Source organism: Amycolatopsis sp. NBC_01480 (assembly GCF_036227205.1).
Taxonomy (GTDB): Bacteria; Actinomycetota; Actinomycetes; order Mycobacteriales; family Pseudonocardiaceae; genus Amycolatopsis.
This window is the reverse complement of sequence record NZ_CP109442.1, coordinates 2,210,333-2,231,916: the sequence shown is the minus strand read 5'-3', so window position 1 is coordinate 2,231,916 and position 21,584 is coordinate 2,210,333. Positions and strand designations below refer to the sequence as shown.

Below are 21,584 nucleotides of genomic sequence, written 5' to 3'. Positions count from 1 at the left end.
TCGGTTGCGCGCTCTTCGAGGGTGTGGCGTTTACTGGGGCCGTGGTAAGAGACGGCTGGCCAGCGCTTGCACTTGCAAGCAACGGGAAAAAGCCGTCGGCCGCGCAAGCGGAGACCTGAGAGGAAAGGACACTACGTTGGCTCTGCCCACGTTGACTCCGGAGCAGCGCGCTGACGCCCTCGCCAAGGCGGCAGAGGCACGTAAGGCGCGTTCGGAGCTGCTCGCGTCGATCAAGTCCGGCAAGGAGAGCATCGAGAAGGTGCTCAAGCAGGCCAAGGAGAACAAGACCATCGGGAAGACGAAGGTCACCCAGCTGCTCAAGGCCGTGCCCGGCCTTGGCGCGGTCAAGGTCGCCGCACTGCTCGAGCAGGCGGGGATCGACCCCGACCGCCGGGCCGCGGGCCTCGGCGAGCGTCAGCGGGAAGCGCTGATCGACGCGCTCAAGTAGCACGATCCCGGCGACCGCGGGGAAGGTGCGCCCAGGGCACCGAAGGTGTTCTTCTGGCAACACTTTCCCCGCGGACCTCCCGGATCCTGGGACGCTGGGGTGGTGACGACCAGTACCGCACCGGCGACCCCGGTCGAAACCACCGCCCGTTACCAGCGTGGCGACTTCCTGTTCGCGACGGCCCGGCGCGCGCTGCTCGCCAAGGGCTCGGTCGGGACCGTCACGGACACCGACCCGCGGCGGCTGGCCCGCTCGGTGGCCGAGGAGCTGAACCGCTCCGGCGTGCCGCTGGCGGTCGGCGCACTGCCCTTCGACACCGGCCCGGACAGCACGACGCCGGGTCACCTGGTGCTGCCGCGGACCGTGCACCGCGCCCAGGCCGAGGCGGCCACGCCGGCGTCACCGCCCGTGGAAGACCTGCCCGCCCCCGCGGCCACCCGCGAGGTGCCCTCCGAGGCGGGCCACAAGGCGAACGTGCTCGCCACCGTCGCCGCCCTGCGTGACCGTGACCTGCGTAAAGCCGTGCTCGCGCGGGCTTTGGACCTCGATTTCGACGAGCCCATCCTCCTCGAGCGGATCGTGCGCAACCTGGCTGCGGGCAACCCACGCCACTTCACCTACGCCGCCGAATTGCCCGGCGGGCGCACCCTCGTCGGCGCGACGCCGGAGCTGCTGCTCTCCCGCGCCGGCGATTCCGTCTTCACCACCCCGCACGCCGGGTCCATGCCGCGCTCGGCCGACCCCGAGGCCGACCGCGCGAACGGCGAGGCCCTGCTGGCGTCGGGCAAGGACCAGGAAGAGCACGCGGTGGTGGTCGAGTACGTCGTCGAGGCGCTGCGGCCGTTCTGCCGTCAGCTCGACGTGCCCGCCGCCCCCGAGCTGGTCTCGACGCCCGCCATCTGGCACCTGCGCACCGCCATCACCGGCCGGCTCATCGACCGCGACGTCACGGCGCTGGACCTCGCCGCCGCGCTGCACCCGACGCCCGCCATCTGCGGCACGCCGACCGCCGCCGCGCGCGATCTGGTGCAGGAGCTGGAACCGTTCGACCGCGGCTACTACGCCGGCACCGTCGGCTGGGTCGACGCCTCCGGCGACGGCGAGTGGGCCGTCGCCGTCCGCTGCGCCGAAATCGCGTCGTCGACCATGCGGCTCTACGCGGGCGGCGGCATCGTGCCGGCCTCCGACGCGCAGGCCGAGTTCGACGAGACGGTCGCCAAGCTCCGCACCCTGCTGGGCGCGATGGGCCTCGACTGACTCGTGAGTGTTTATGACGGTTCTAACCGTCATGAACACTCACGAGCAGTTCAAGGCAGCCAGTTCTCCTCGGTGACGGCCAGGTCGTCCGAGGTGAGTGCGGCGACGGCCGCGCGGTGCCCGTCGGCGGCCTTGAGGTCCGCCAGCCGGGTGCGGGCCGGGTCCAGCGCCGGGTCGCTCGAGGCGACCAGCTCCGCGGGCTCGTTGTACGGCGAGAAAGTGATGCTCTGCAACGGGATCTTCAGGCCCTTGCCGGTGGCCTTCATGACGGCCTCCTTCCGGGTCCAGTAGACGAAAAACGCCGCCGAACGCTCGGTTTCGGGCAGCCCCGCCACCGCCGCCTGCTCGGCCGGGCTGAGCGCGTACTCGATCAGCGACGCGTCCGCGCGGCGGCTGGAGGTCTCGACGTCGAGGCCCACCGGCACCCCGGCCGTCGCGGCGACGCCGATCAGCTCGCCCGAGTGCGAGATCGACAGCACCAGGTCCGCGCCCGGCACCCGGGGGCGGCCGTGGGGCTTGCCGCAGTCCTCACAGGTGGCGTCGAAGACCACGGTCTCCACCGGCACCCCCAGCCGCTCGGCCGCGAGCGTCTTCGCCAGCACCCGGCCGGTCAGGAACCGGCGCTGGTCCAGCTCCAGCCGGTACGCCTCGTGCCGGCCGCGTTCGACGTCGTCGAGCAGCCGCAGGAAGCGGTCTTCTTCGGGCAGCGGCCGCGACCAGCGGACCACGATCTCCGTCACCAGGAACCCTCCTCGTCCACGCTTTGATCCTCCCGGGCCGCGGGCCGGTTGTCACGGTGACCTACGAGGTACTGGGGGGAACCCCAGCCGGGGCCCGGAACGAAAACAGGCCCCCGTCCGCATCGACGGGGGCCTGCTCCGGGTTCGGGGGCTAGTGTCGCGTGATCCTGTTCGTCTTGCGCTTGCCGGGGCTCAGGCGGCGCCTCGCGGCCTTGCCGAACAACCCGGTACAACAGAGGTACCGGGTGGTCCGCCGCGACCCCGATGCATCCACCTGATTCCCCGGCAACTCGCAAGGAAACAGGATCACACAACACTAGTCGGTCTTGTTGCGCATGGCGATCGGGACGCCGGCCAGATCCTCCTCGTTGCAGAGCACCTTCACGTCGTAGTAAGGCGAGCCCTGGCGGTCGTCGTAGTCGAGGTGGATCGCGAGCACGTCGAGCGGTTCACCGAGCCACTCCTGAGCCTGACGTAGCCACACGGCACAACGTTCCAGTGCGGTCGGCAGATCGTCGTCGCGAAACTCGACCGGGCGATACGGCACGTCCTGTACCTGATCGCGGGGGTGCGTGGGGGCTGGCAGGCCTGGTGCGAGACCCGAGTCGTCCAGTTCGAGTTGGATCGTTTGCTCAGTCACCCTTCGAGCGTCCCCCACGTTCGCCGTTCGAGCAAGGCGTACGCCCCTAAAAGCGCCGCTAAACGCCCACGTCCCACACTTGGGCGACCACTTCGAGGCAGGGTCGCAGATCGGTCACGGCCACCTCGCCCGGGTGCCCCAGCGCCCGCAGCGCCAATTCCGCGTAATGCACGGCGAGCCCGTCCAGCGGCAGCGGGCCGCGGGGCGAATACCACCGTGCGACACCACTGCACATCTCCAGCAGCGCCAGCCTGGTCACGGCCGGGTGCGCGGTGTGGAACACGCCCGCGGCGGCACCGTCCTCGATGGCCTGTGCCCAGAGCCCTTCGTATTCGTCCCGCAGCGCGACGACGCGGGCACGGGCGGCGTCCGAGAGCGCGTCGACTTCGTTGTCCACCACCCGGGTTTCGGCCGGCTGGGCGGCGTGCGCGAGCACGTGCAGCGCTACCAGCGCGCGCAGCCGGGCCACCGGATCTTCGGCCCCGGCGGTGGCCTTCGCCGCGGCGTCGAGCAGGCGCCGCAGCGACGTCGCCATGATCTCGACGAGCAAGTCCTCCTTCGTGCCCATGTAGTGGTAAAGGCTCGCCGAAGACAGCTCCGCCTCCTGGGCCAGGTCCCGGATGCCGGTGCCGTGGAAACCCTTGGCGGCGAACAGTTTCACCGCCGCCGCGCGCACCCGCTCGCCACTGCTCACAACCACTCCCCGGTGCTGCGGTCCCACGCTCCGGCGCGCAGGTCCGACGTCTTGCGCAGCTCGCCCTTCGCGACGCGCTCCGAAGGCGTCAGCGGCAGGTCTTCGGCGAACGCCCAGAAGCGCGGCACCTTGAAGTAGGCCAGCTTCTCCGCGCAGAACTCGGCCAGCGCTTCGGGTTCCGGTCGCTCGCCCTCGCACACGACGTACGCCTTCACCTCTTCGCCGCGCAGCTCGTCCGGCACCGCGATGACGGCCGCGAGCCGTACCGCCGGATGGAGCAGCAACGCGCGCTCCACCTCGTCGGCCGAGACGTTCTCGCCGCTGCGCCGGATCATGTCCTTAGTACGGCCAACGAAATACACCCGGCCTTCGGCGTCCATGCTCGCCAGGTCGCCGGTGTGGAACCAGCCGCCCGCGAACGCGCGCGCGGTGGCTTCGGGATCTTCGTGGTAGCCGTGCATCAGGCCGATGCCGCGGATGAGCAGCTCGCCGGTTTCCCCACGCGGCAGCGGCTTCCCGTCCTCGCCGGCGATCATCACCTCGCGGTCGTGGGTCGGGCGGCCGATGCAGCCGGTGCCGACGGCGGCGTCGTGGTCCGCTTCGGACACCCGGATGTCGCCGCCGGTCTCGGTCATCCCGAACGCCTCGTACCACGGCGCACCCCAGCGCTCTTCCAGCTCCGCGTGCAGCTCGCGCGGGATGGCGGACGCGCAGATCGCGCGCACGCGGTGGTTCCGGTCGTCTTCGTGCGGCGGCTGGCGCAGCAGGAGCGTCGGCATCAGGCCGAGGCAGTAGAACCAGGTGACGCCGTGCTCGCGGACCTTCGCCCAGAACGTCGACGGGTGGAACCGGTCCAGCACCACGAGGGTGGCGCCGCCCGCGAGCCCCAGCGCGACGTTCCACTGTGGATCGATGTAGTGGAACGGCTGGGCCGTGAGCAGCACGTCCTGCTCACCGACGGCCGGGAAGTCCGCGGCCAGCCCGATCGCCAGCGTGGTCCAGTAGCGGTGCGGCAGCACGCAGCCCTTCGGTGCGCCGGTGGTGCCGGAGGTGTACTGGAGGTTCACGGGCTGCTCGGCGACCACCGGCGCGGGCTCGTACGGATTGGTCGCGTGCAGTTCGTCCGGCGTCAGCACGCGTTCCAGCGCGGTGCCCGGCGCGATCTTCCGCAGCAGCTCGACGAATTCCCCGGCCGCCACGGCGAACCGCGCGCCGGAGTGACGCAGCACGTGGGCGCCGTCGAACTCGCGATAGCTGGTGTTCACCGGCACAAGCACCGCGCCGAGCTTCGCCAGCGCCAGCCACAGCAACGGGAACTCGGGCTGGTTGCGCAGCATCACCGCGACCCGGTCGCCGGGGCGGACGCCCAGCTCCTGCAGCGCGGCGGCGAACGCGGTGCTGCGGGAATCCACGTCCGCGAAGGTGAAGCGCTCGCCGGTCACGTCGACGACCCACGCGGTGCGCTCCGGCCAGAGCTGCGCGGCCCGAGTGACCAGCTTGACGAGGGTGTCCGCCTGGGCGAGCGGCGTCACGATCGGCTCCGGAACGCCTCGGTGGACGCGCGCACGGCGGCCGAGTGCTCGGTCACCAGCGCGTGGCTGACTTCCAGCTCCAGCGCCGATTCCAGGGCGTGGTCGATGCCGGCGTCGAGCGCGCGCTTGGCCATGGTGGCGGCTTCGGCGGGGTGGTGCGCGATCTTCTCGGCCCAGCCCTGGGCCAGCGTCATCAGCTGGGCGGCCGGGACGGCGGCGTTGACCAGGCCGAGGTCGTGGGCGCGAAGACCGTCGAAGCGCTCGCCGAGCAGCAGCAGCTCCTTCGCCTTCATCGGGCCGACCAGCAGCGGCAGCAACCGCGAGGCCGCGCCCGTGACGCTGAGCCCGAGCGAGACCTCGGGGAACGCGAACACGGCGTCGTCCGCGGCCAGCACCAGGTCGCAGCCCAGTGCGAACTCCGCGCCGGCGCCGATCGCGTAGCCGTGCACGGCGGCGATCACCGGCTGCGGCAGCGCGCGCAGCCGCCGGGTGACGTCCTGGAGCCGGTCGAGCCGGGCGCGCGAATCGCCTTCCGGCGCCGGCTCCTTGAGGTCGTGCCCGGCGCAGAACGCCCGGCCGTTGCCGGCCAGCACGGCCACCCGGGCGTCGCTGCGCGTGACGTCGTCCAGTGCGGTGAGGAAGTCGTCCACCAGCACGGGGGCGACGGCGTTCAGCCGCTCGGGCCGGTTCAGCCGGATCTGCGCGATGCCGCCTTCGACGGTCAGGTCCACGGTGCTCATGAGGGCGAGCCTAGACGTTCGATCGATCGATCGATAGTGTCGGCCGCATGCGGGTCGACGCGGTTTACGAGAACGCCCACCTGATCACCGGCGAAAGCGCGCTCGCCGTGCTGAACGGCCGGGTGGTGGCGCTGGGCGAGGACGCCGAGGGGCTTTCCGCACGCCGCCGGGTCGACCTCGGCGGCGCATACGTGGTGCCCGGCTTCCACGACGCGCACAACCACATGGCCTGGTTCGGCATGGGCCTGGACGACGTGCCGCTGAGCGACTGCCGGAGCGTCGAGGAGGTCTACGACGCCGTCGCGCGCCGGGCCGCCGGGCTGCCCGCCGGGAGCTGGGTGATCGGCAGCGGCTACGACCAGAACAAGCTGGCCGGCGGGCATCCCAACCGGCACGGCCTCGACCGCGCCGCGCCCGGCATGCTGGTCCGGCTCAAGCACACGTCCGGGCACATGACCGTGGTCAACTCGGCCGTGCTCGACCAGCTGGACCTGGCGAACGTGCCGGTGGGCGGCGACGTGGTGCTGGACCCCGCCGGCTCGCCGACCGGGCTGCTGCGCGAGCAGGCCCAGCTGCTGCTGCGCCTGCTGACCTATCCGACGCCGGTGGAGTCCGTGGTCCGCGGCCTGGACCGGGCGGGGCAGCAGTACCTGTCCGAGGGCATCACCAGCGTGCAGGAGGCCGGAATCGGCGGCGGCCTGGTCGGCGAGACGCCGGCCGAGCTGGCGGCGTACCAGCTGGCGCGCTCGCGTGGGGTGCTGCGCGTGCGGAGCACGGTGATGGTGGCCGCGAGCGTGCTGCACGACTTGCCTGACGGCGCCGGTTTCGGCCTGGACCTGGGCCTGCGCACCGGTCTGGGCGACGACTGGCTGCGGGTCGGGCCGATGAAGCTCTTCGCGGATGGGTCGCTGGTGGGGCGGACCTGCGCGATGCACGAGCCGTTCGCCGGTGCCGACTCAGCTGCCGGTGCTGCCTCGGGCGGTGGCTCAGCTGCCGGTGCTGCCGCGGGCGCTGGCTCGGCTGTCGGCGAGTCGCAGAACCGCGGCTATTTCCAGGTGCCCGAGGACGAGCTGGCTCGCACCATCCGTCTCGCGCACGACGCCGGCTGGCAGATCGCGACGCACGCCATCGGCGACCGCGCCGTGACAGTGGTGCTCGACGCGTACGAAGCCGCCCTGGCCGCTTCGCCACGCGCAGACCACCGTCACCGCATCGAGCACTGCGCGGTGCTTCAACCCGCCGAGCTGACGCGGCTGGCCTCCCTGGGCCTGATCGCCTCCCCTCAGGGCCGCTTCGTGAACGAACTCGGCGACGGCATGCGAGCAGCCCTCGGCGAGCACCGTGTGCCGTGGTGCTACCGGCTGCGCAGCGTCCTCGACGCCGGAGTCGTCCTGCCCGCCAGCTCCGACCGCCCCGTGGTCAACGGCGCCCCGCTGCTCGGCCTGGCCGACATGGTGCGCCGCCGGACCTCTTCGGGCGCGCCGTTCTCCCCGGAGGAAGCGATCACCCCCGCGGAGGCCCTGCGCGCGTACACGTACGGCTCGGCGTACGCGACCTTCGCCGAAGACCGCCTCGGCACCCTGGAACCCGGCAAGCTGGCCGACTTCGCCGTACTCTCCGGCAATCCCCTGGACGAGTCCGGAATGGACGATCTCCGCGTCCTCGCCACGGCAATCGACGGCGAACTGCGTTACGAGGCCTCATGACTGGGCGCCCCATGAATCACTCCGCCATTCCTCACCTCCCGCCGACAAACGTCAGCGCCTCGCGAGCGAGCGCTTCCCACTGGTACGAAGATTCGGTGTCGAGGGTGAACCACTCCTTCATCGGCGTTCCTTTGTTGGCGTCGAAGCGGATCCCGTGGCCCTCACCGACCAACGTGTCGACGCGGTGCCGCGGCAGTTTCACCACGAGGTGCCCGCGGACGAACATGGCGAAGATCCGGTTGTCCACCCGGAGGGCGTGCGAACCGAACCCGCGCCCCGGCGTGGGCGGGGTGACGCCTTCGGCGCCCAGCATCTCGTCGATCAGGTCCTCGAACCGCTCCTGCGGAGTCATGCCAGCACGATACTGTGCCGTTCGTTACCAATCCGACTACAGCTACGGCGGAAACGGGTCCCTACAAGCAGACCGGCTGCAGACCGTATCCGCCTGCTTCCGGTCGGATCAGTAACGCGCGACCACCGACAGAAAGGGGCTGCTCACCGATGCCCGTCCGCGAAGCCGTGTTCGAAGACGCCGAAGAAATCTGCGCGCTGATCGAAGAACACGCCGTCTACGAAGACAAACACGACCTGAAGCTGGACCGCGCCGAGATGAGCGGGCACCTGTTCGGGCCGGAGCCGAAGGCCTGGGTGCTGATCGCCAGCCCGCCCGGCCGGCCGGACCTGGTCGCGGGCTTCGCCTTCTGCAGCTGGAACTTCTCCACCTGGGAGGCCCGCCCCGGCATCTGGCTCGACGACCTGTTCGTCCGCCCGGAGCACCGCCGCCACGGCCTCGGCCGCGAGCTGCTGAACGCACTGCGCGAGCGCACCACCGGCCGCGTCGAATGGGAGATGCAGGCCGGGAACACCAAGGCCGAGGCCTTCTACGCGCAGCTGGGCGCCGAGCCCGTGCCCGGCTGGACCCGGTACCGCTGGCGGCCGTGACGGGGCCGCTCACCTCGCGCCGCACGGCAGGACTGTCGGGGCGGCCCCGTATCGTATGCGGCATGGGAGATGGTTCCGTCCGGAGGTCGTCGTCGGTCGAGGACTACGTGCGGGTGATCTACGGGCTGGTCGAGCGGGGTGAAGCGGTCACGAACGCGTCGCTGGCGGGGCGGCTCGAGGTCAGCCCGTCGTCGGCCTCGGGCATGGTGACGAAGCTTTCCCAGCTGGGCCTCGTGGCGCACGTGCCGTACCGCGGCATCGAGCTGACCGCCGAGGGGCGGCTGCTCGCGCGGTCCGTGCTGCGCCGGCACCGGCTGATCGAGACGTACCTGGTCTCGGAGCTGGGCTACACCTGGGACGAGGTGCACGCCGAGGCCGACGCCCTCGAGCACGCGGTCTCCGACTGCCTGGTCGAGCGCATCGCGGCCAAGCTCGGCAACCCCGTCCGCGACCCGCACGGCGACCCCATCCCGGCCCCGGACGGCAGCGTCGAGGAGCTGCCGATGCGCATCCTGGACGACCTCCCGCCGGGCGCCGTCGGCGAGATCGTGCGCGTCTGGGACACCGACCCCGAGCTGCTGCGCTACCTGACCGAGCACGCGATCGGCCTCGGCGAGCGCATCGAGGTGGTCGAGCGCCAGCCCTTCGGTGGCCCGATGGTCGTGAAGGTCGGCCAGCCGCCGGACGCCGCCACCCACGCCATCGGCAAGGAGATCGCGCAGGCGCTGTCGGTCGCAGTGCGCTGAGACTGCGTTCCCGGACGTACGCCGGGGTGACGTCGCCGGACGGATGTGCGCGCACCCCTCGCGGGCCCAGGATGATGTCCATGACCACCAAGCCGTTCCGCTTCGGCATCGTCTCCGGGTTCGCCCCCGATCTGGCCACCTGGACCGCCCAGGCCCGCCGGTTCGAGGAGCTGGGCCTCGACACCATGCTCGCCACCGACCCCGTCGGCGACCTCGACCCGCTCACGCTCGTGCCGGCCGCCGCGGCCGTGACCAGCGGGCTCACGCTCGGCACGTTTGTGCTGGCCGACCCGTTCCGCGACCACCGGCAGCTCGGCTGGGCGGTGCGCACGCTGCACCAGAGCACCGGCGGCCGCTTCGAACTCGGCCTCGGCGTCGGCCGTCCCGACGCCGGTGTGCGCGCCCAAGCGCTGGGCCGCGCGTTCGGCTCGCCGGGGGAACGGATCGCGCGTCTGGCCGACACCGTCGCGTTCCTGAAGGAAACCCCGGACCGGCCGCGCCTGCTGCTGGCCGGCAGCGGGCCGAAGATGCTCGCGCTCGCCGCCCGCGAGGCGGACATCGTCACCCTCTCCTGGCTGCCCCGGACCACCGAGGCCGAGGCGGACTCCATTGTGGACACATTTCGCGAACTGGCCGGTAACCGATTGTCGGACATCGAACTGTCCATGAACCTGATGGCCATCGGGGACCGGCCGGCACCGCACATCGCGCGCTTCGCCGGGGTGGACGTGCCCGAGCTGGTCGCGGGCGGCGCGGTCACGGTCCTGCCGGAAAACGTGGCTGCGGCAGGGGAAACCCTTCTCCGCTGGCGCGAACGGTGGGGGATTTCCTACGTCACGGTCAATTCCGGCTATGCGGAACCCTTCGCCGCGATCGCCCGGCCGCTGCGTGCACCTGGGTGAGTGCCCTTCCGATCAAGCCCGGAACCGGCCTACGCTCCTGTGTTTTCGAGCGACTTGGTTCGGAGCGTGTTAACCATGACCGGTCAGCGGACACCGACAGTCGACCGGGGGGAGCAAGCGGAGCGGGAACTCGGGCGGCTGCTCGAAGTGGGACCGTTCGCCGAGGCGTTGCGGGCGGCCATCCGGGCCCGCGGCCTCGGCCTGGAGCGCATCAGATACCGCTTACGGGGCCGCGGGACCTCGTTGAGCCTGGCGACGCTGAGCCATTGGCAGTCCGGCCGCTGCCGTCCGGAACGACCGGAATCGTTGCAGGCGCTCGGATATCTGGAGGAGATCCTCCGCGTACCGGAGGGTTCGCTGCGCAGACTGCTGGGCCCGCCGCGGTCCCGCGGGCAGTACCACCAGCCGGCACCGCCGCTCGGCTGAGCGCGACCAACGCCACATTGGGGCGCATTGAGCCGGGGCACTTACGATCGGGCGCATGCGTGCCGTGGTGATCGAGGAGTTCGGGCAGCTGCCCCAGGTGATCGAGGTGCCGGACCCGGTGGCGCCGCCGGGCGGGGTGGTCATCGCGGTGGACGCGACTGGCGTCTGCCGCAGTGACTGGCACACCTGGCAGGGGCACGACCCGGACGTCTCGCTGCCGCACGTCGCCGGGCACGAGCTGGCCGGACGGATCGCGGCGGTCGGCGAAGGGGTGCGGGGCTGGGCGGTCGGCGCGCGCGTGACCGTCCCGTTCGTGTGCGCTTGCGGCAGTTGCGCCCAGTGTGCCCGCGGTGACCAGCAGATCTGCGACGACCAGTTCCAGCCCGGCGCCACGCATTGGGGCTCGTTCGCCGAGCTGGTCGCCATCGAGCACGCGCAGGCGAACCTGGTGGCGTTGCCGGACGGCCTGTCCGCGGTGGAGGCGGCGGCGCTCGGCTGCCGTTTCGGGACGGCGTTCCGCGCGGTGCTGCGCCAGGGTGGCGTGCGCGCCGGGCAGTGGGTGGCGGTGTACGGCTGCGGCGGCGTCGGCATCTCCGCGGTGCTGCTCGCGGCGGCTGCGGGCGCGAAGGTCGTCGCCGTGGACGTCTCGCCGCACGCCCGCGCGCTGGCCGAGCGCTCCGGCGCCGTGCTGAGCGTCGACGCCGGCGCGTTCGACGGGCCGGAGGAGGTGGCCGCGCACGTCCGCTCCCTGACCGACGGTGGCGTGCACGTTTCGCTCGATTGTCTCGGCTCGCCGCAGACGTGCGCCGCGTCGGTCGGCAGCCTGCGCAAGCGCGGCCGTCACGTGCAGGCGGGGCTGATGCCGCCGGGCCAGGGCGTCGCGCCGATTCCGATGCACCGGGTGATCGGCGGGGAGCTGGAGATCGTCGGGATCCACGGGCTGCCGGCGTACGAGTACCCGGAGCTGCTGAGCGTCGTCGAGACCTCGGGCATCAACCTCGCGGCGCTCGTCGGCAAGCGGATCGGGCTGGACGACGTGCCCGCCGCGCTCGAGGCGATGAACGATCCGGTGCCGGCGCAGGCTGGCGTCACCGTGGTCGAGTTCCCCTGATGGAGCTGCTGCCCCGCCCGCGGCGGGAGGTCGCGCCGGGGGCGGTCCACGTGCCGGACTGGCTGGACCCCGAAGCGCAGCGCGAGCTGGTCGAGGCCTGCCGCGGCTGGCGCGGTTACCGCGCGACGCGCCTGCCCGGCGGCGGCGTGATGTCGGTGCGGACGGTCTGCCTCGGCTGGCATTGGAGCCCGTACCGGTACACGCGCACGGTCGACGACGGCTCGCCCGTGCTGCCGTTCCCGGACTGGCTGGCCGACCTCGGCCAGCGCGCGCTGGCCGACGCGTACGGCGCCGCCGTCGACTATCGCCCGGACGTCGCGCTGGTGAACTTCTACGACGCCGCCGCCAAAATGGGCCAGCACCAGGACAAGGACGAGCGCGCGCTGGACCCGGTGGTGTCTCTCAGCCTCGGCGACACGTGTGTGTTCCGCTTCGGCAACACGGAGAACCGCAACCGTCCTTACACCGACATCGAACTGCGCTCCGGCGATCTGTTCGTTTTCGGCGGTCCTTCGCGGCTGGCGTACCACGGCGTGCCGAAGACGCTGCCTGGCACGGCCGAGCCGGAGCTGGGGCTGACGGGGCGGCTCAACCTGACTTTGCGGGTTTCTGGGTTGTGAGTTCTTCCTCGGGCAGGACGACCAGGCGGATGGCCATGTCGCGGGCGTCGGGGCTGTCGGAGTTGTGGTACTTCCACAGCAGTGCGCGGTAGTCCTCGACGAAGTCTTTGACCTGTTCCTTTGTCAGGGTGAGGCCGCTGCGGTAGGTCTGGTTCCAGCCCTCGGCCTCGTCGTACCCGGCGTACGCGCGCACGACGAGGTTCAGGTCGTGGCTCATCTTCAGCACGCCGATCTGCAGCGCGGCCTCGCGCTCGTCGGGGCTCATCGGGATGCCCGGCGGGGTGTAGATGTTGGTCATCAGGGACCGCCACCACCGCTCCCGCCCCGCCGACCGCTCGGCGACCTCCGTGATCAGCCCGAGCTCCGCCAGTTTACGCAGGTGGTAACTCGTCGTCCCGGTGCTCTCGCCGAGCGCCTGCGCGACGCTCGTCGAGTTGGCCTCCCCGTGTTTGCCCAGGTAGGTGGGGATGTCGCGGCGCACGAGCCCAGTCGGGAAGCGGGGGGCCGGGGCCTCGGCCGGAGGTGAGCTCTGGCTGCGGGCCTTAGATGAGGGCGAATCACAGCCACAGCGCACAAGCGAGGGTGAACGGCCGCCGGGTGGGTCAAGCCAAGGTGAATCGCAGGCGTTGGCCTGGTCGGAGTTGGGCGGCGAGGTCCAGGTCCGGCTCCTCGACGACGGCGGGGACGGGATAACCGCCCGTTACGGGATGGTCGGCCAGGAACAGGATCGGCACGCCCGACGGGGGGACCTGCAGGGCACCCGGCACACAGGCCTCCGGCTGGAGTTCGCTGGCGCGGGCGCGGGTGAGGGCGGTGCCGGCGAGGCGGATGCCGATGCGGTCGAGTTCGGCCGTCACCGTGTACGGCGTGCTGACCAATGTGGACAGTGCGGCCGCCGTGAACCAATCCAGCCGGGGGCCCGGGGTGACGCGGAGCGTGGGCTCCTCGGGCAGACGGCCCCGAGGCGCCAGGTCGACGGCGGGCGGCGGGCCGGTGACGTCGCCGATGGGCAGCGTCATGCCGGGCGTCAGCATCGGCGGGCCGAGCCGGCCCATGGTGTCGGTGGCCCGCGCGCCGAGCACCGGCCGGACGTCGAAGCCGCCGCGCACCGCCACGTAACTGCGCAGGCCGCGGTCGGCTGTGCCCAGCGTCAGCTCTTCGCCGGGACGTAACGCGATCGGCGAGTTCGGCGCGGCCGCTCGCCGTCCCGCGCGTACGTGAACCTCCGCCCCGGTGACAGCGACGGTCGCGTGCTCCGACACGCGCAGCTGCAACCCGCCCAACGTCACCTCCAGCACCGCATGCCCCTCCGGATTCCCGACGAGCCGGTTCGCCAGCCGCAGCGAACCCCGGTCCGCCGCCCCCGACCGCCCGACCCCGATCGCCGCCAGCCCCGGGCGGCCGAGATCCTGGACGGTCGCGAACGGGCCGGTGCTGACGATTTCGGCTTTGCCGCTCATGGTGTGACTCCGTGCCCCGGTCCGACGCCGATCGCCGTGAGCCCTGGGCGATCGCGGTGTCGGACGGTCGCAAGGGGTCCAGTCGTGAGGATTTCGGCTTCACCGCTCATGACAGGGCTTCGTGAACCGGTCCGACGCCGATCGCCACCAGTCCTGAGCGGTCGAGGTGTCGCGAGGAGTCCGGTCGCCGTGAGTTCTGGGTGGCCGGTGGTCGCCAACGGGTCCATTGCGACACCAGCCCCCGTCACCGCGGCCATCAGCGACGCACCTCGAACCGCACCCGGGTCCCCGGCTCCAGCAGGTTCGGCTGGGCTCGCTCGACGTCCCAGACCCGGGCGTCAGTGCGCCCCAGCAGATGCCACCCACCGGGTGACGGGTGGGGGTACACCGCCGTGTACTCGCCCGCGATGGCGACGGCGCCGGCCGGGACGCGGGTGCGCGGGGTGGAGCGGCGCGGTAGACACAGCGCCGGGTCCAAGCCCGTCAAGTAAGCGAAACCCGGCGCGAAACCACAAAAAGCCGCAACATACGTGGCCGACGAATGAAGCCGTACCACCTCCGCCGCGGTCAGGGAAGAAGCAGCAGCCACGGCGTCCAGATCCGCGCCGTCATAGCGCACAGGCAGTGTCACCACAGCGGAAGAACCAGCAGAAGAGTCCACAGAGGACACGGCACCCAAGAACGAAGCCAAAGCGTCCCACGAAGTCAAAGAAGGGTCGTAACGCACCAGCAGGGTTGCCGCCGCCGGAACCAGCTCCACCACACCCACCGGATGCGAAAGTTCCAGCGCCGCCTGGAAACCCAGCACGTCCGACGTCTCCACCAGCGCCGCGGAAGCGCCATACCGCAGAACCTCAGTCATGCGAACGGCGCCAGCGTCACGCCCGCCGCCTCCAGCGACTCCCGGATCCGCCGCGCCAGCTCCACCGCGCCGGGTGTATCCCCGTGCACACAAAGGGAATCCGCGCGCATCGTGAGCTTTCCGCCGTCAGCGTCGAGCACCTCGCCCGTCGTCGCCATCGTCACGGCGCGCGTGGCGACCGCCGCCGCGTCGTGCAGGACCGCGCCCGGTTCCTTGCGGGACACCAGGCGTCCGGACGGGGTGTACGCGCGGTCGGCGAAAGCCTCGGCGTGGCCGGTCACGCCTGCCGCCACTGCTGCGTGCAGCATCTCCGAGTCCGGTGGGCACAGCAGCGCCAGGTCCGAGCCGTACCGGCGTACGCCCTCGACGAGCGCCGCCGCCTGCTCCGCGTCCACTGCGGCCGTGTTGTACAGCGCGCCGTGCGCCTTCACATAGCGGACGCTGGTTCCGACGGCGCGCGCGAACGCGTCCAGGGCGCCGATTTGGTACAGCACGTCGTCGGCCAGGTCTTCCGGGGCGATGTCGAGGGCGCGACGGCCGAAGCCGGCCAGGTCGCGGTAGCCCACGTGCGCGCCGATCGTCACGCCGCGCTCGGCCGCGCGCTCGCACACCCGCCGCATCACGCCCGGGTCGCCCGCGTGGAAGCCGCACGCGACGTTCGCGCTGGTCACGATGTCGAGCATGGCTTCGTCGTCGCCCATTTTCCAGGCGCCGAAGCCCTCTCCGAGGTCGCTGTTGAGATCCATGTCAGTCCACCCGGTAGTCGCTGTCCAACTTGTCCGTCACGAGCATGTACCCCGGCGCGTGCGTGATGGCGAACGGTGGCCGCGAGGCCATCAGCGCAGCCTGCGGGGTGACGCCGCAGGCCCAGAACACCGGCACGTCACCAGGGGCAGCAGTGACACTTTCACCGAAGTCCGGCCGCTGCAGGTCCGCGATGCCCAGCTCCGCCGGATCCCCGACGTGCACCGGCGCCCCGTGCACCGCGGGCATCACGGCGGTGAGCCGCACCGCGTCCGCCACGCGCTCGGCCGGGATCTGCCGCATCGACACCACCATCGGCCCGTGCAGCCGTCCCGCGGGTTCGCACTGCCGGTTCGTCACGTACATCGCGACGTTGCGGCCCTGGTCCACGTGCCGCAGCGGCACACCCCCGGCCCGCAGCGCCGTCTCGAACGTGAAGCTGCAGCCGATCGAGAACGCCACCATGTCGCTTCGCCACAAGCCGGTCGCGTCCGTCACCTCGCCGGTGAGCACGCCGTTGTGCCAGATCCGGTAACGCGGCAGGTCGGTGCGCAGGTCCGCGCCGGGCGCGAGCCGGGTGGCCGGGTCGCCGGGCGCGCTGACGTCGAGCACCGGGCAGGCCTGCGGGTTGCGGTGGCAGAACAGCTGCACGTCCTCGGCCCAGTCCTGCGGGACGGCGATCAGGTTCGCCTGCGTGTACCCGGACGCCCAGCCGGTGGTCGGCTGTTCGGTGCCGGCGCGGAACAGCGCGCGGGCGGCGGACGGCGCGAGCGTCGCCGGGTTCTCGAACGTGGTCATGATCCCTCCTGTGCGACAACGCTTTCCGGCAGTTCGGTGCCGCGGGTCTCGGGCAGCCCGAGCAGCGCGAGCGCCGCGATGACGTAGCCGACGGCGCCGAGCGCGATCGCGCCGCCCGCCCCCATGAACCCGACCACGGCCGGGAACGCCGCGCCCACCGCGCGGCCGAAGTTGTACGTGAAGCCCTGCCCGGTGGCGCGCAGCTCGCTCGGGTACAGCTCCGCGAGGTAGGCGCCGAAGCCACTGAAGATCGCCGACGTCGAGAAGCCGAGCGGGAAGCTGATCAGCAGCATCAGCCCGTTCGCGCCGTACGGCAGCTGCACGAACAGCAGGATCAGCACCGCCGAGAGCACCGAGAAGAGCAGGAAGGTCTTCTTGCGCCCCAACAGGTCCGCGAGGTAACCACCGCAGACGTAGCCGACGAACGCGCCCGGGATCAGCAGCGCGAAGTACCCGCCGGTGCCGACCACGGACAGGCCGCGGCTGACCTTCAGGTAGTTCGGCATCCAGGTGAACAGCGTGTAGTAGCCGCCCTGGACGCCGGTCGCGAGCAGCGCGGCGAACAGCGTCGTGCGCAGCAGGCCCGGCCGGAAGATCCCGGCGAGCGAGCCGCGGACCCGGGCCTTCTTCCGCCGTTCCGTGACCGCCGGCGCGTCCTCCACGCTGCGCCTCAGCCACAGCACGAGCAGTGCCGGGATCACGCCGACCCAGAACAGCACGCGCCACGCGATGGCTTCGTCGAGCACGCTGAACAGCACCGTGTAGACGATCACCAGCAGGCCCCAGCCGACGGCCCAAGCGCTCTGCACGAACGCGACGGTGCGGCCGCGGTAACGGGACTGGCAGTACTCCGCGACCAGCGCGGCGCCCACCGCCCACTCGCCGCCGAAGCCGAGGCCCTGCAGGCCGCGCAGGACCAGCAGCGTCTCGAAGTTCGGCGCGAAGCCGCAGAGCACGGTGAAGATCGTGTACATCGCGATCGTCAGCTGAAGGGTGCGGACGCGGCCGATCCGGTCGGCCAGCACGCCGGCGCCGATGCCGCCGATCGCGGACACCACCAGTGTGGTCGTGCCCAGCAGGCCGGCCTCGCCCGAGGAGATGCCGAAGTACGCGGTGATCGCGGCCAGGCCGAACGGCAGGGTCTGGTAGTCGAAGGAGTCGAGGCCGTAGCCGCCGAACGCGCCGAAGAACGCGCGTTTTCCCTTGTGGCCAAGGGAATGGAACCAGTCGAACGGCCGGGCCGGGGTGGTGGCGGAGCTGGCTGTCACGTTCATGGGGAACCTCGCAGGGGAGCACTCATCGTGGCACGGGTCACATGGCCACCACCGTACGGATCGTTCAACAATCCCACAAGACTCTGATTGCATTGTTCTCATCCAGCTGGCTAGGCTGGTGCCGTGGTCAACGAGGACGCCCCCTTGGGCCTGGAAGCCGACCGCGGACTGCTCAGCCGCACGAGCACGGCGGAGCGGGTCGCGGGAGTGCTGCGCACCCGCATCGCCGAGGGCTTCTTCCTGCCCGGCGGCCGGCTTTCCGAGCAGGACATCGGCAACGCGCTCGGCGTCTCCCGCAACACGCTGCGCGAGGCGTTCCGCCTGCTGACCCACGAGCGGCTGCTCACCCACGAGCTCAACCGCGGGGTGTTCGTCCGTGTGCCGACGGTCGAGGACGTGCGCGACATCTACCGGGTGCGCAAGATCGTCGAATGCGCCGCCGTCCGCGGGATCACGGCCAAGCCCGCCTCGTACGCCAAGATCGCGGGCACCGTGGCGGACGGCGACCTCGCCGCGCGGCACGGGCGCTGGCAGGACCTCGGCACGGCCAACATCCGGTTCCACCGCGAGCTGGTGGCGCTCACCGGCAGCGAGCGCGTGGCCGAGCTGATGCAGGGCCTGGCCGCCGAGCTGCGGCTGGTCTTCCACGTGATGGCCGACCCGCGCCGGTTCCACGAGCGCTACCTGCCGCGCAACCACGAGATCCTGGTGCCGCTCGAGGCCGGGGACGGGGCCCGCACGGCGGAGCTGCTGGAGAAGTACCTCACCGACGCGGAGGCCCAGCTGGTGGAGGCGTACGCGGAACGCTGAGGCCCCGCGTGAAGTTGCTTCACCTGGCGAAACTCCGCACGGAGGGGCATTCGCCGGTGTCCGATCGGGTCGTCCGGCGCCCGGGTGCCTGCCGCGGGGGGCGGGGCTGGCTACCGTCGGCGGCAGGTCGCGTGATTCGAAGCCGTCCCGGGCCCTGGGCCCCCAGCCGGGGCGCGGGACCTCGAAGCGCCGGATCGCACCTGGTCGCCCCAGGGCGGTCCGGCGCCTCGCGGCCAGGGAGATGGTGGAGGGCAGCGGCGGACCGTGAGCCAGGGGGGAGCACACGGTCCGCCGTCTGCGTTACGACCGTCCGATCAGGACAGTCAGATCTTCGGGATTCAGCCGGTGTACGAGGCGAAAGCCCTGGTGTAGTCCCAAGCCTGCTGGGACACCCCGGAACAGCTGTCCGCCGGGCCGCCGGTGCAGGGCCGGTCGCGGTTGGCGGACCAGAAGGTCAGGCGCGCCAGGTGGTGCTGGTTCGCGTAACCCAGGATGGTGCCGAAGTCCGCCACGGTGACGATTTCGTTCTGGTCCGTGACCCCGTTCATGGACGAGATGCCCATGTGCCGGTACGCGTTGTCGTCGGTGTAGCCGTAGGCGTTCTTGACGACCGTCTTCAGCCCCTCCGCCGCGCGCGTGGTCAGCGTGCCCATGTTCTGCCCGGCGCCGCCGAAGTCGAACGGCATGATCACCCAGCCGTCCACGGTCAGTCCGGATGAAGCGGCCCGGTTGACCAGGCTCGAGTCCGGCCCGTTGGTCCCGGTGCCGAAGGTGACGTAGATCTTGATGCCGGAGTTGCTGGCCCGGATGGTCTTCAGCGCGTCGACGGTGCGCTGCTGCACGGTCGGGTTGCTGTAGGCGTCGGCCTCGATGTCGATGTCGATCGCCTTCAGGCCGTACGCGCTGATCACCTTCTGGTACGCCCCGGCCAGCTCACCCGCGCTGCCGCAGGACGATTCCAGCTTGTTGCCGCTGTAACCGCCGAACGACGGGATGATGTCGCCGCCCCCGGCGCGCACGGTGTTGACCGTGCCCTGGTCCACACCGCCGGTCAACGCCCGCGCGCCGTCCCACTGCGGGTTGCAGTAACCGTTGGACAGCACAAAAGCGAGCGTGAACCACTTGACGCCGGTCGCGTTGGTGATCGTGGACGGGTTCGGCGGGCTGCCCCAGCCGTTGTAGAGGTACGGGGCGACGGCCATGGCGCCGGACGACGGCGGCGGGGTCGTGCCGCCGCCGGGCGCGGTCCACTTCTGGTTGGCGCCACCGCCGCAGGTCCAGATCTGGAGGCGGGTGCCGTTGGCGGAGCTGTTTCCGGTGGCGTCCAAGCATTTGTTGGCTGCCGGGTTGACGATGTCGTGGGCCGCGGTGACCACCCATTGCTGGGCGCTGGTGTTGTTGCAGTCGTACAGCTGGACTTGTGCACCGTCCGCTGTGGACGCTCCCGTGACGTCCATGCACTTGCCGAGGGCGCGGATCGTGCCGTCGCTGCCGACGTTCCACTGCTGCGCGGCATTGCCGTTGCAGTCGGTGATCTGGATCGGGGTGCCGTTGGCGCTGCTGGCGCCGGCGACGTCGACGCACTTGCCGCCGATGCCGGTGATCGTGCCGGTGGCGGCCTGCGCGCTGGCCGGGATCAGGGTGACGACGGTCGCGGCCAGCAGGCCGCCGATCGCCAGAAGGGCTCTTCGTCTCATCAGGTTCTCCTTGCCGGGCAAAGCGGGATCAGGGCGCGGTCCACTTCTGGTTGGCCCCGCCGCCGCAGGTCCAGATCTGGAGGCGGGTGCCGTTGGCGGAGCTGTTTCCGGTGGCGTCCAAGCATTTGTTGGCTGCCGGGTTGACGATGTCGTGGGCCGCGGTGACCACCCATTGCTGGGCGCTGGTGTTGTTGCAGTCGTACAGCTGGACCTGTGCACCGTCCGCTGTGGACGCTCCCGTGACGTCCATGCACTTGCCCAGCGCGCGCAGGGTGCCGTCGGTGCTGACGGTCCAGCTCTGGGCCGCGTTGCCGTTGCAGTCGGTGATCTGGATGGGCGTGTTGTTGGCGCTGCTCGCGCCGGCGACGTCGACGCACTTGCCGCCGATGCCGGTGATCGTCCCGGTGCGGCCGGACGGCGGGGTGCCGCCACCGCTGTCGGTGGTCACGTGCACGTAGTCCACGACCAGCTGCTGCGGGAACTGCGTGCTGCTGTTCGGGTCGCCGGGCCAGTAGCCGCCGACCGCCAGGTTCATGATGACGAAGAAGTTGTGGTCGTAGACCCAGCGGTTGCCGTTCAGATCGGCCGGGGTGCGGGTCTGGTAGGCGTTGCCGTCGACCGACCAGACGATCTTGTTCGGCGACCAGTCCACGGCGTAGGTGTGGAAGTCGTCGGAGAAGTTCGGGCCGTTGTAGGCCGCGCCGATGCCGTTGGCGCCGGAGTAGCCGGGGCCGTGGATGGTGCCGTGCACGGTGTTCGGCTCGAAGCCGACGTTCTCCATCACGTCGATCTCGCCGTCGGTCGGCCAGTTCCCGCCGCCGAGCATCCAGAACGCCGGCCACATGCCCTGCCCGCGCGGCAGCTTCATGCGGGTCTCGAAGTGGCCGTAGGCCTGGCTGAACTTGCCCGAGGTGTTCAGGCGCGCGGAGGTGTACTCGCAACGGCCGTACCAGCAGTTGTAGTTGCCGGGGTTCTCTTTCTTGGCCGTGATGACCAGGTGGCCCTGGCCGTCGAGCGCGGCGTTGTTCGTGCCGGAGGTGTAGTACTCCCGCTCGTGGTTGTTGACGTTGTCGCCGGTTTCGTAGTTCCACTTCGAGGGGTCGGCGGGGCTGCCCGCCGGGCCGTTGAAGTCGTCGGTGAAGCTGGCCGCGGCCGACGCTTCGGGTGGGGCGATGGCGGCGGGCGCGACTTGGACCGCGAGGGTCAGCAAGGCGGCCGCGGCGAAGAGCCCGGCCCAGCGGGTACGTCTGAGTGAGCGCGTGAAGGACATCATCGTCACCTCGGTCTGAGGAGGGGACCGCGCTTTCACGCGCGCAGCACGAAAACGCGGCGGGGCGGAGGAGATTCGCGGCCGGGATCGGGCCGCGGCGGTTTCCGGCCGGGCGCTTCGTGTCCACTCGGGGTGGACCGCAGGCGGGCGGTCGGTGGGGACCAA

24 protein-coding genes are annotated in these 21,584 nt (G+C 71.0%); 10 read left to right on the top strand and 14 right to left on the bottom strand.

Features of this window, described 5'->3' with window-relative positions:
* The first annotated feature begins 136 nt into the window (after positions 1 to 136).
* Positions 137 to 448, top strand: coding sequence for an integration host factor, actinobacterial type (mihF, locus tag OG371_RS10530; protein WP_026468624.1), 312 nt, complete (start codon positions 137 to 139; stop codon positions 446 to 448).
* A gap of 102 nt (positions 449 to 550) precedes the next feature.
* Positions 551 to 1,705: an isochorismate synthase gene (locus OG371_RS10525; protein WP_329068016.1), complete on the top strand. Its 1,155-nt coding sequence runs from the start codon at positions 551 to 553 to the stop codon at positions 1,703 to 1,705.
* A gap of 50 nt (positions 1,706 to 1,755) precedes the next feature.
* Here the strand turns inward: OG371_RS10525 and OG371_RS10520 are convergent, their stop codons facing one another.
* The 5 genes from OG371_RS10520 to OG371_RS10500 all read right to left on the bottom strand — a co-directional run bounded on the left by OG371_RS10520 (position 1,756) and on the right by OG371_RS10500 (position 6,051).
* Positions 1,756 to 2,445 carry a 4'-phosphopantetheinyl transferase family protein gene (locus OG371_RS10520; protein WP_329068014.1) on the bottom strand — a complete coding sequence of 230 codons (690 nt, stop codon included), beginning with the start codon at positions 2,443 to 2,445 and terminating at the stop codon, positions 1,756 to 1,758.
* Positions 2,446 to 2,761: 316 nt separating this feature from the next.
* Complete coding sequence (locus OG371_RS10515) at positions 2,762 to 3,085, bottom strand: hypothetical protein (RefSeq protein WP_091617397.1); 324 nt, start codon at positions 3,083 to 3,085, stop codon at positions 2,762 to 2,764.
* Between the two features lie 58 nt (positions 3,086 to 3,143).
* The gene (locus OG371_RS10510) at positions 3,144 to 3,779 is read right to left on the bottom strand and encodes a TetR/AcrR family transcriptional regulator (RefSeq protein WP_329068008.1); all 636 of its coding nucleotides are present in this window, start codon (positions 3,777 to 3,779) and stop codon (positions 3,144 to 3,146) included.
* Positions 3,776 to 5,311, bottom strand: a complete 1,536-nt coding sequence (locus OG371_RS10505; RefSeq protein WP_329068007.1) for an ATP-dependent acyl-CoA ligase — start codon at positions 5,309 to 5,311, stop codon at positions 3,776 to 3,778. The genes OG371_RS10510 and OG371_RS10505 overlap by 4 nt, the downstream gene beginning before the upstream one ends.
* On the bottom strand, positions 5,308 to 6,051 hold the full coding sequence (locus tag OG371_RS10500) for an enoyl-CoA hydratase/isomerase family protein (RefSeq protein WP_329068006.1): 744 nt from the start codon (positions 6,049 to 6,051) through the stop codon (positions 5,308 to 5,310). Before OG371_RS10500 ends, OG371_RS10505 begins: the two co-directional genes overlap by 4 nt.
* A 47-nt stretch (positions 6,052 to 6,098) precedes the next feature.
* On the opposite strand from OG371_RS10500, the gene OG371_RS10495 reads away from it, so the two are divergent.
* Complete coding sequence (locus tag OG371_RS10495) at positions 6,099 to 7,757, top strand: amidohydrolase (RefSeq protein WP_329068004.1); 1,659 nt, start codon at positions 6,099 to 6,101, stop codon at positions 7,755 to 7,757.
* Positions 7,758 to 7,788: 31 nt separating this feature from the next.
* Here the strand turns inward: OG371_RS10495 and OG371_RS10490 are convergent, their stop codons facing one another.
* A complete protein-coding gene (locus OG371_RS10490) occupies positions 7,789 to 8,109 on the bottom strand; it encodes a hypothetical protein (protein ID WP_329068002.1) in 321 nt (106 codons plus the stop codon).
* Between the two features lie 149 nt (positions 8,110 to 8,258).
* Here OG371_RS10490 and OG371_RS10485 point away from each other — a divergent pair, with 149 nt between their 5' ends.
* The 6 genes from OG371_RS10485 (at position 8,259) to OG371_RS10460 (ending at position 12,504) form a co-directional block, all read left to right on the top strand.
* Positions 8,259 to 8,699: a GNAT family N-acetyltransferase gene (locus OG371_RS10485; protein ID WP_329068000.1), complete on the top strand. Its 441-nt coding sequence runs from the start codon at positions 8,259 to 8,261 to the stop codon at positions 8,697 to 8,699.
* A 62-nt stretch (positions 8,700 to 8,761) separates the two neighbouring features.
* A complete protein-coding gene (locus tag OG371_RS10480; protein WP_091617404.1) occupies positions 8,762 to 9,445 on the top strand; it encodes a metal-dependent transcriptional regulator in 684 nt (227 codons plus the stop codon).
* 80 nt (positions 9,446 to 9,525) lie between these two features.
* Positions 9,526 to 10,347: an LLM class flavin-dependent oxidoreductase gene (locus tag OG371_RS10475; RefSeq protein WP_329067997.1), complete on the top strand. Its 822-nt coding sequence runs from the start codon at positions 9,526 to 9,528 to the stop codon at positions 10,345 to 10,347.
* Between the two features lie 75 nt (positions 10,348 to 10,422).
* Positions 10,423 to 10,773, top strand: a complete 351-nt coding sequence (locus OG371_RS10470; RefSeq protein ID WP_329067995.1) for a transcriptional regulator — start codon at positions 10,423 to 10,425, stop codon at positions 10,771 to 10,773.
* A gap of 55 nt (positions 10,774 to 10,828) precedes the next feature.
* Positions 10,829 to 11,884 carry an alcohol dehydrogenase catalytic domain-containing protein gene (locus OG371_RS10465; protein WP_329067993.1) on the top strand — a complete coding sequence of 352 codons (1,056 nt, stop codon included), beginning with the start codon at positions 10,829 to 10,831 and terminating at the stop codon, positions 11,882 to 11,884.
* Positions 11,881 to 12,504: an alpha-ketoglutarate-dependent dioxygenase AlkB family protein gene (locus OG371_RS10460; RefSeq protein WP_329072990.1), complete on the top strand. Its 624-nt coding sequence runs from the start codon at positions 11,881 to 11,883 to the stop codon at positions 12,502 to 12,504. Before OG371_RS10465 ends, OG371_RS10460 begins: the two co-directional genes overlap by 4 nt.
* Here OG371_RS10460 and OG371_RS10455 read toward each other — a convergent pair.
* The 6 genes from OG371_RS10455 to OG371_RS10430 all read right to left on the bottom strand — a co-directional run bounded on the left by OG371_RS10455 (position 12,473) and on the right by OG371_RS10430 (position 17,642).
* Positions 12,473 to 12,985, bottom strand: coding sequence for a winged helix-turn-helix domain-containing protein (locus tag OG371_RS10455; RefSeq protein WP_329067991.1), 513 nt, complete (start codon positions 12,983 to 12,985; stop codon positions 12,473 to 12,475). The two genes, OG371_RS10460 and OG371_RS10455, sit on opposite strands and share 32 nt — an antisense overlap.
* A 121-nt stretch (positions 12,986 to 13,106) precedes the next feature.
* Positions 13,107 to 13,964 (bottom strand): biotin-dependent carboxyltransferase family protein, encoded by an 858-nt coding sequence (locus OG371_RS10450; protein WP_329067989.1) that lies wholly within the window; start codon positions 13,962 to 13,964, stop codon positions 13,107 to 13,109.
* Positions 13,965 to 14,220: 256 nt separating this feature from the next.
* Positions 14,221 to 14,826 (bottom strand): 5-oxoprolinase subunit B family protein, encoded by a 606-nt coding sequence (locus tag OG371_RS10445; protein ID WP_329067987.1) that lies wholly within the window; start codon positions 14,824 to 14,826, stop codon positions 14,221 to 14,223.
* On the bottom strand, positions 14,823 to 15,572 hold the full coding sequence (locus tag OG371_RS10440; protein WP_329067985.1) for a LamB/YcsF family protein: 750 nt from the start codon (positions 15,570 to 15,572) through the stop codon (positions 14,823 to 14,825). Before OG371_RS10440 ends, OG371_RS10445 begins: the two co-directional genes overlap by 4 nt.
* 1 nt (position 15,573) lies before the next feature.
* Positions 15,574 to 16,368 (bottom strand): putative hydro-lyase, encoded by a 795-nt coding sequence (locus tag OG371_RS10435; RefSeq protein ID WP_329067983.1) that lies wholly within the window; start codon positions 16,366 to 16,368, stop codon positions 15,574 to 15,576.
* Positions 16,365 to 17,642 (bottom strand): MFS transporter, encoded by a 1,278-nt coding sequence (locus OG371_RS10430; protein ID WP_329067981.1) that lies wholly within the window; start codon positions 17,640 to 17,642, stop codon positions 16,365 to 16,367. The genes OG371_RS10435 and OG371_RS10430 overlap by 4 nt, the downstream gene beginning before the upstream one ends.
* A gap of 123 nt (positions 17,643 to 17,765) precedes the next feature.
* Between OG371_RS10430 and OG371_RS10425 the strand changes: the two genes are divergently transcribed.
* A complete protein-coding gene (locus OG371_RS10425; protein WP_329067980.1) occupies positions 17,766 to 18,452 on the top strand; it encodes a GntR family transcriptional regulator in 687 nt (228 codons plus the stop codon).
* A 338-nt stretch (positions 18,453 to 18,790) separates the two neighbouring features.
* On the opposite strand, the gene OG371_RS10420 is transcribed toward OG371_RS10425, so the two are convergent.
* Together OG371_RS10420 and OG371_RS10415 are read right to left on the bottom strand one after the other, a co-directional pair.
* Positions 18,791 to 20,149 (bottom strand): ricin-type beta-trefoil lectin domain protein, encoded by a 1,359-nt coding sequence (locus OG371_RS10420; protein ID WP_329067978.1) that lies wholly within the window; start codon positions 20,147 to 20,149, stop codon positions 18,791 to 18,793.
* A 28-nt stretch (positions 20,150 to 20,177) separates the two neighbouring features.
* The gene (locus tag OG371_RS10415) at positions 20,178 to 21,419 is read right to left on the bottom strand and encodes a family 16 glycosylhydrolase (RefSeq protein WP_442876096.1); all 1,242 of its coding nucleotides are present in this window, start codon (positions 21,417 to 21,419) and stop codon (positions 20,178 to 20,180) included.
* Positions 21,420 to 21,584: the final 165 nt, after the last annotated feature.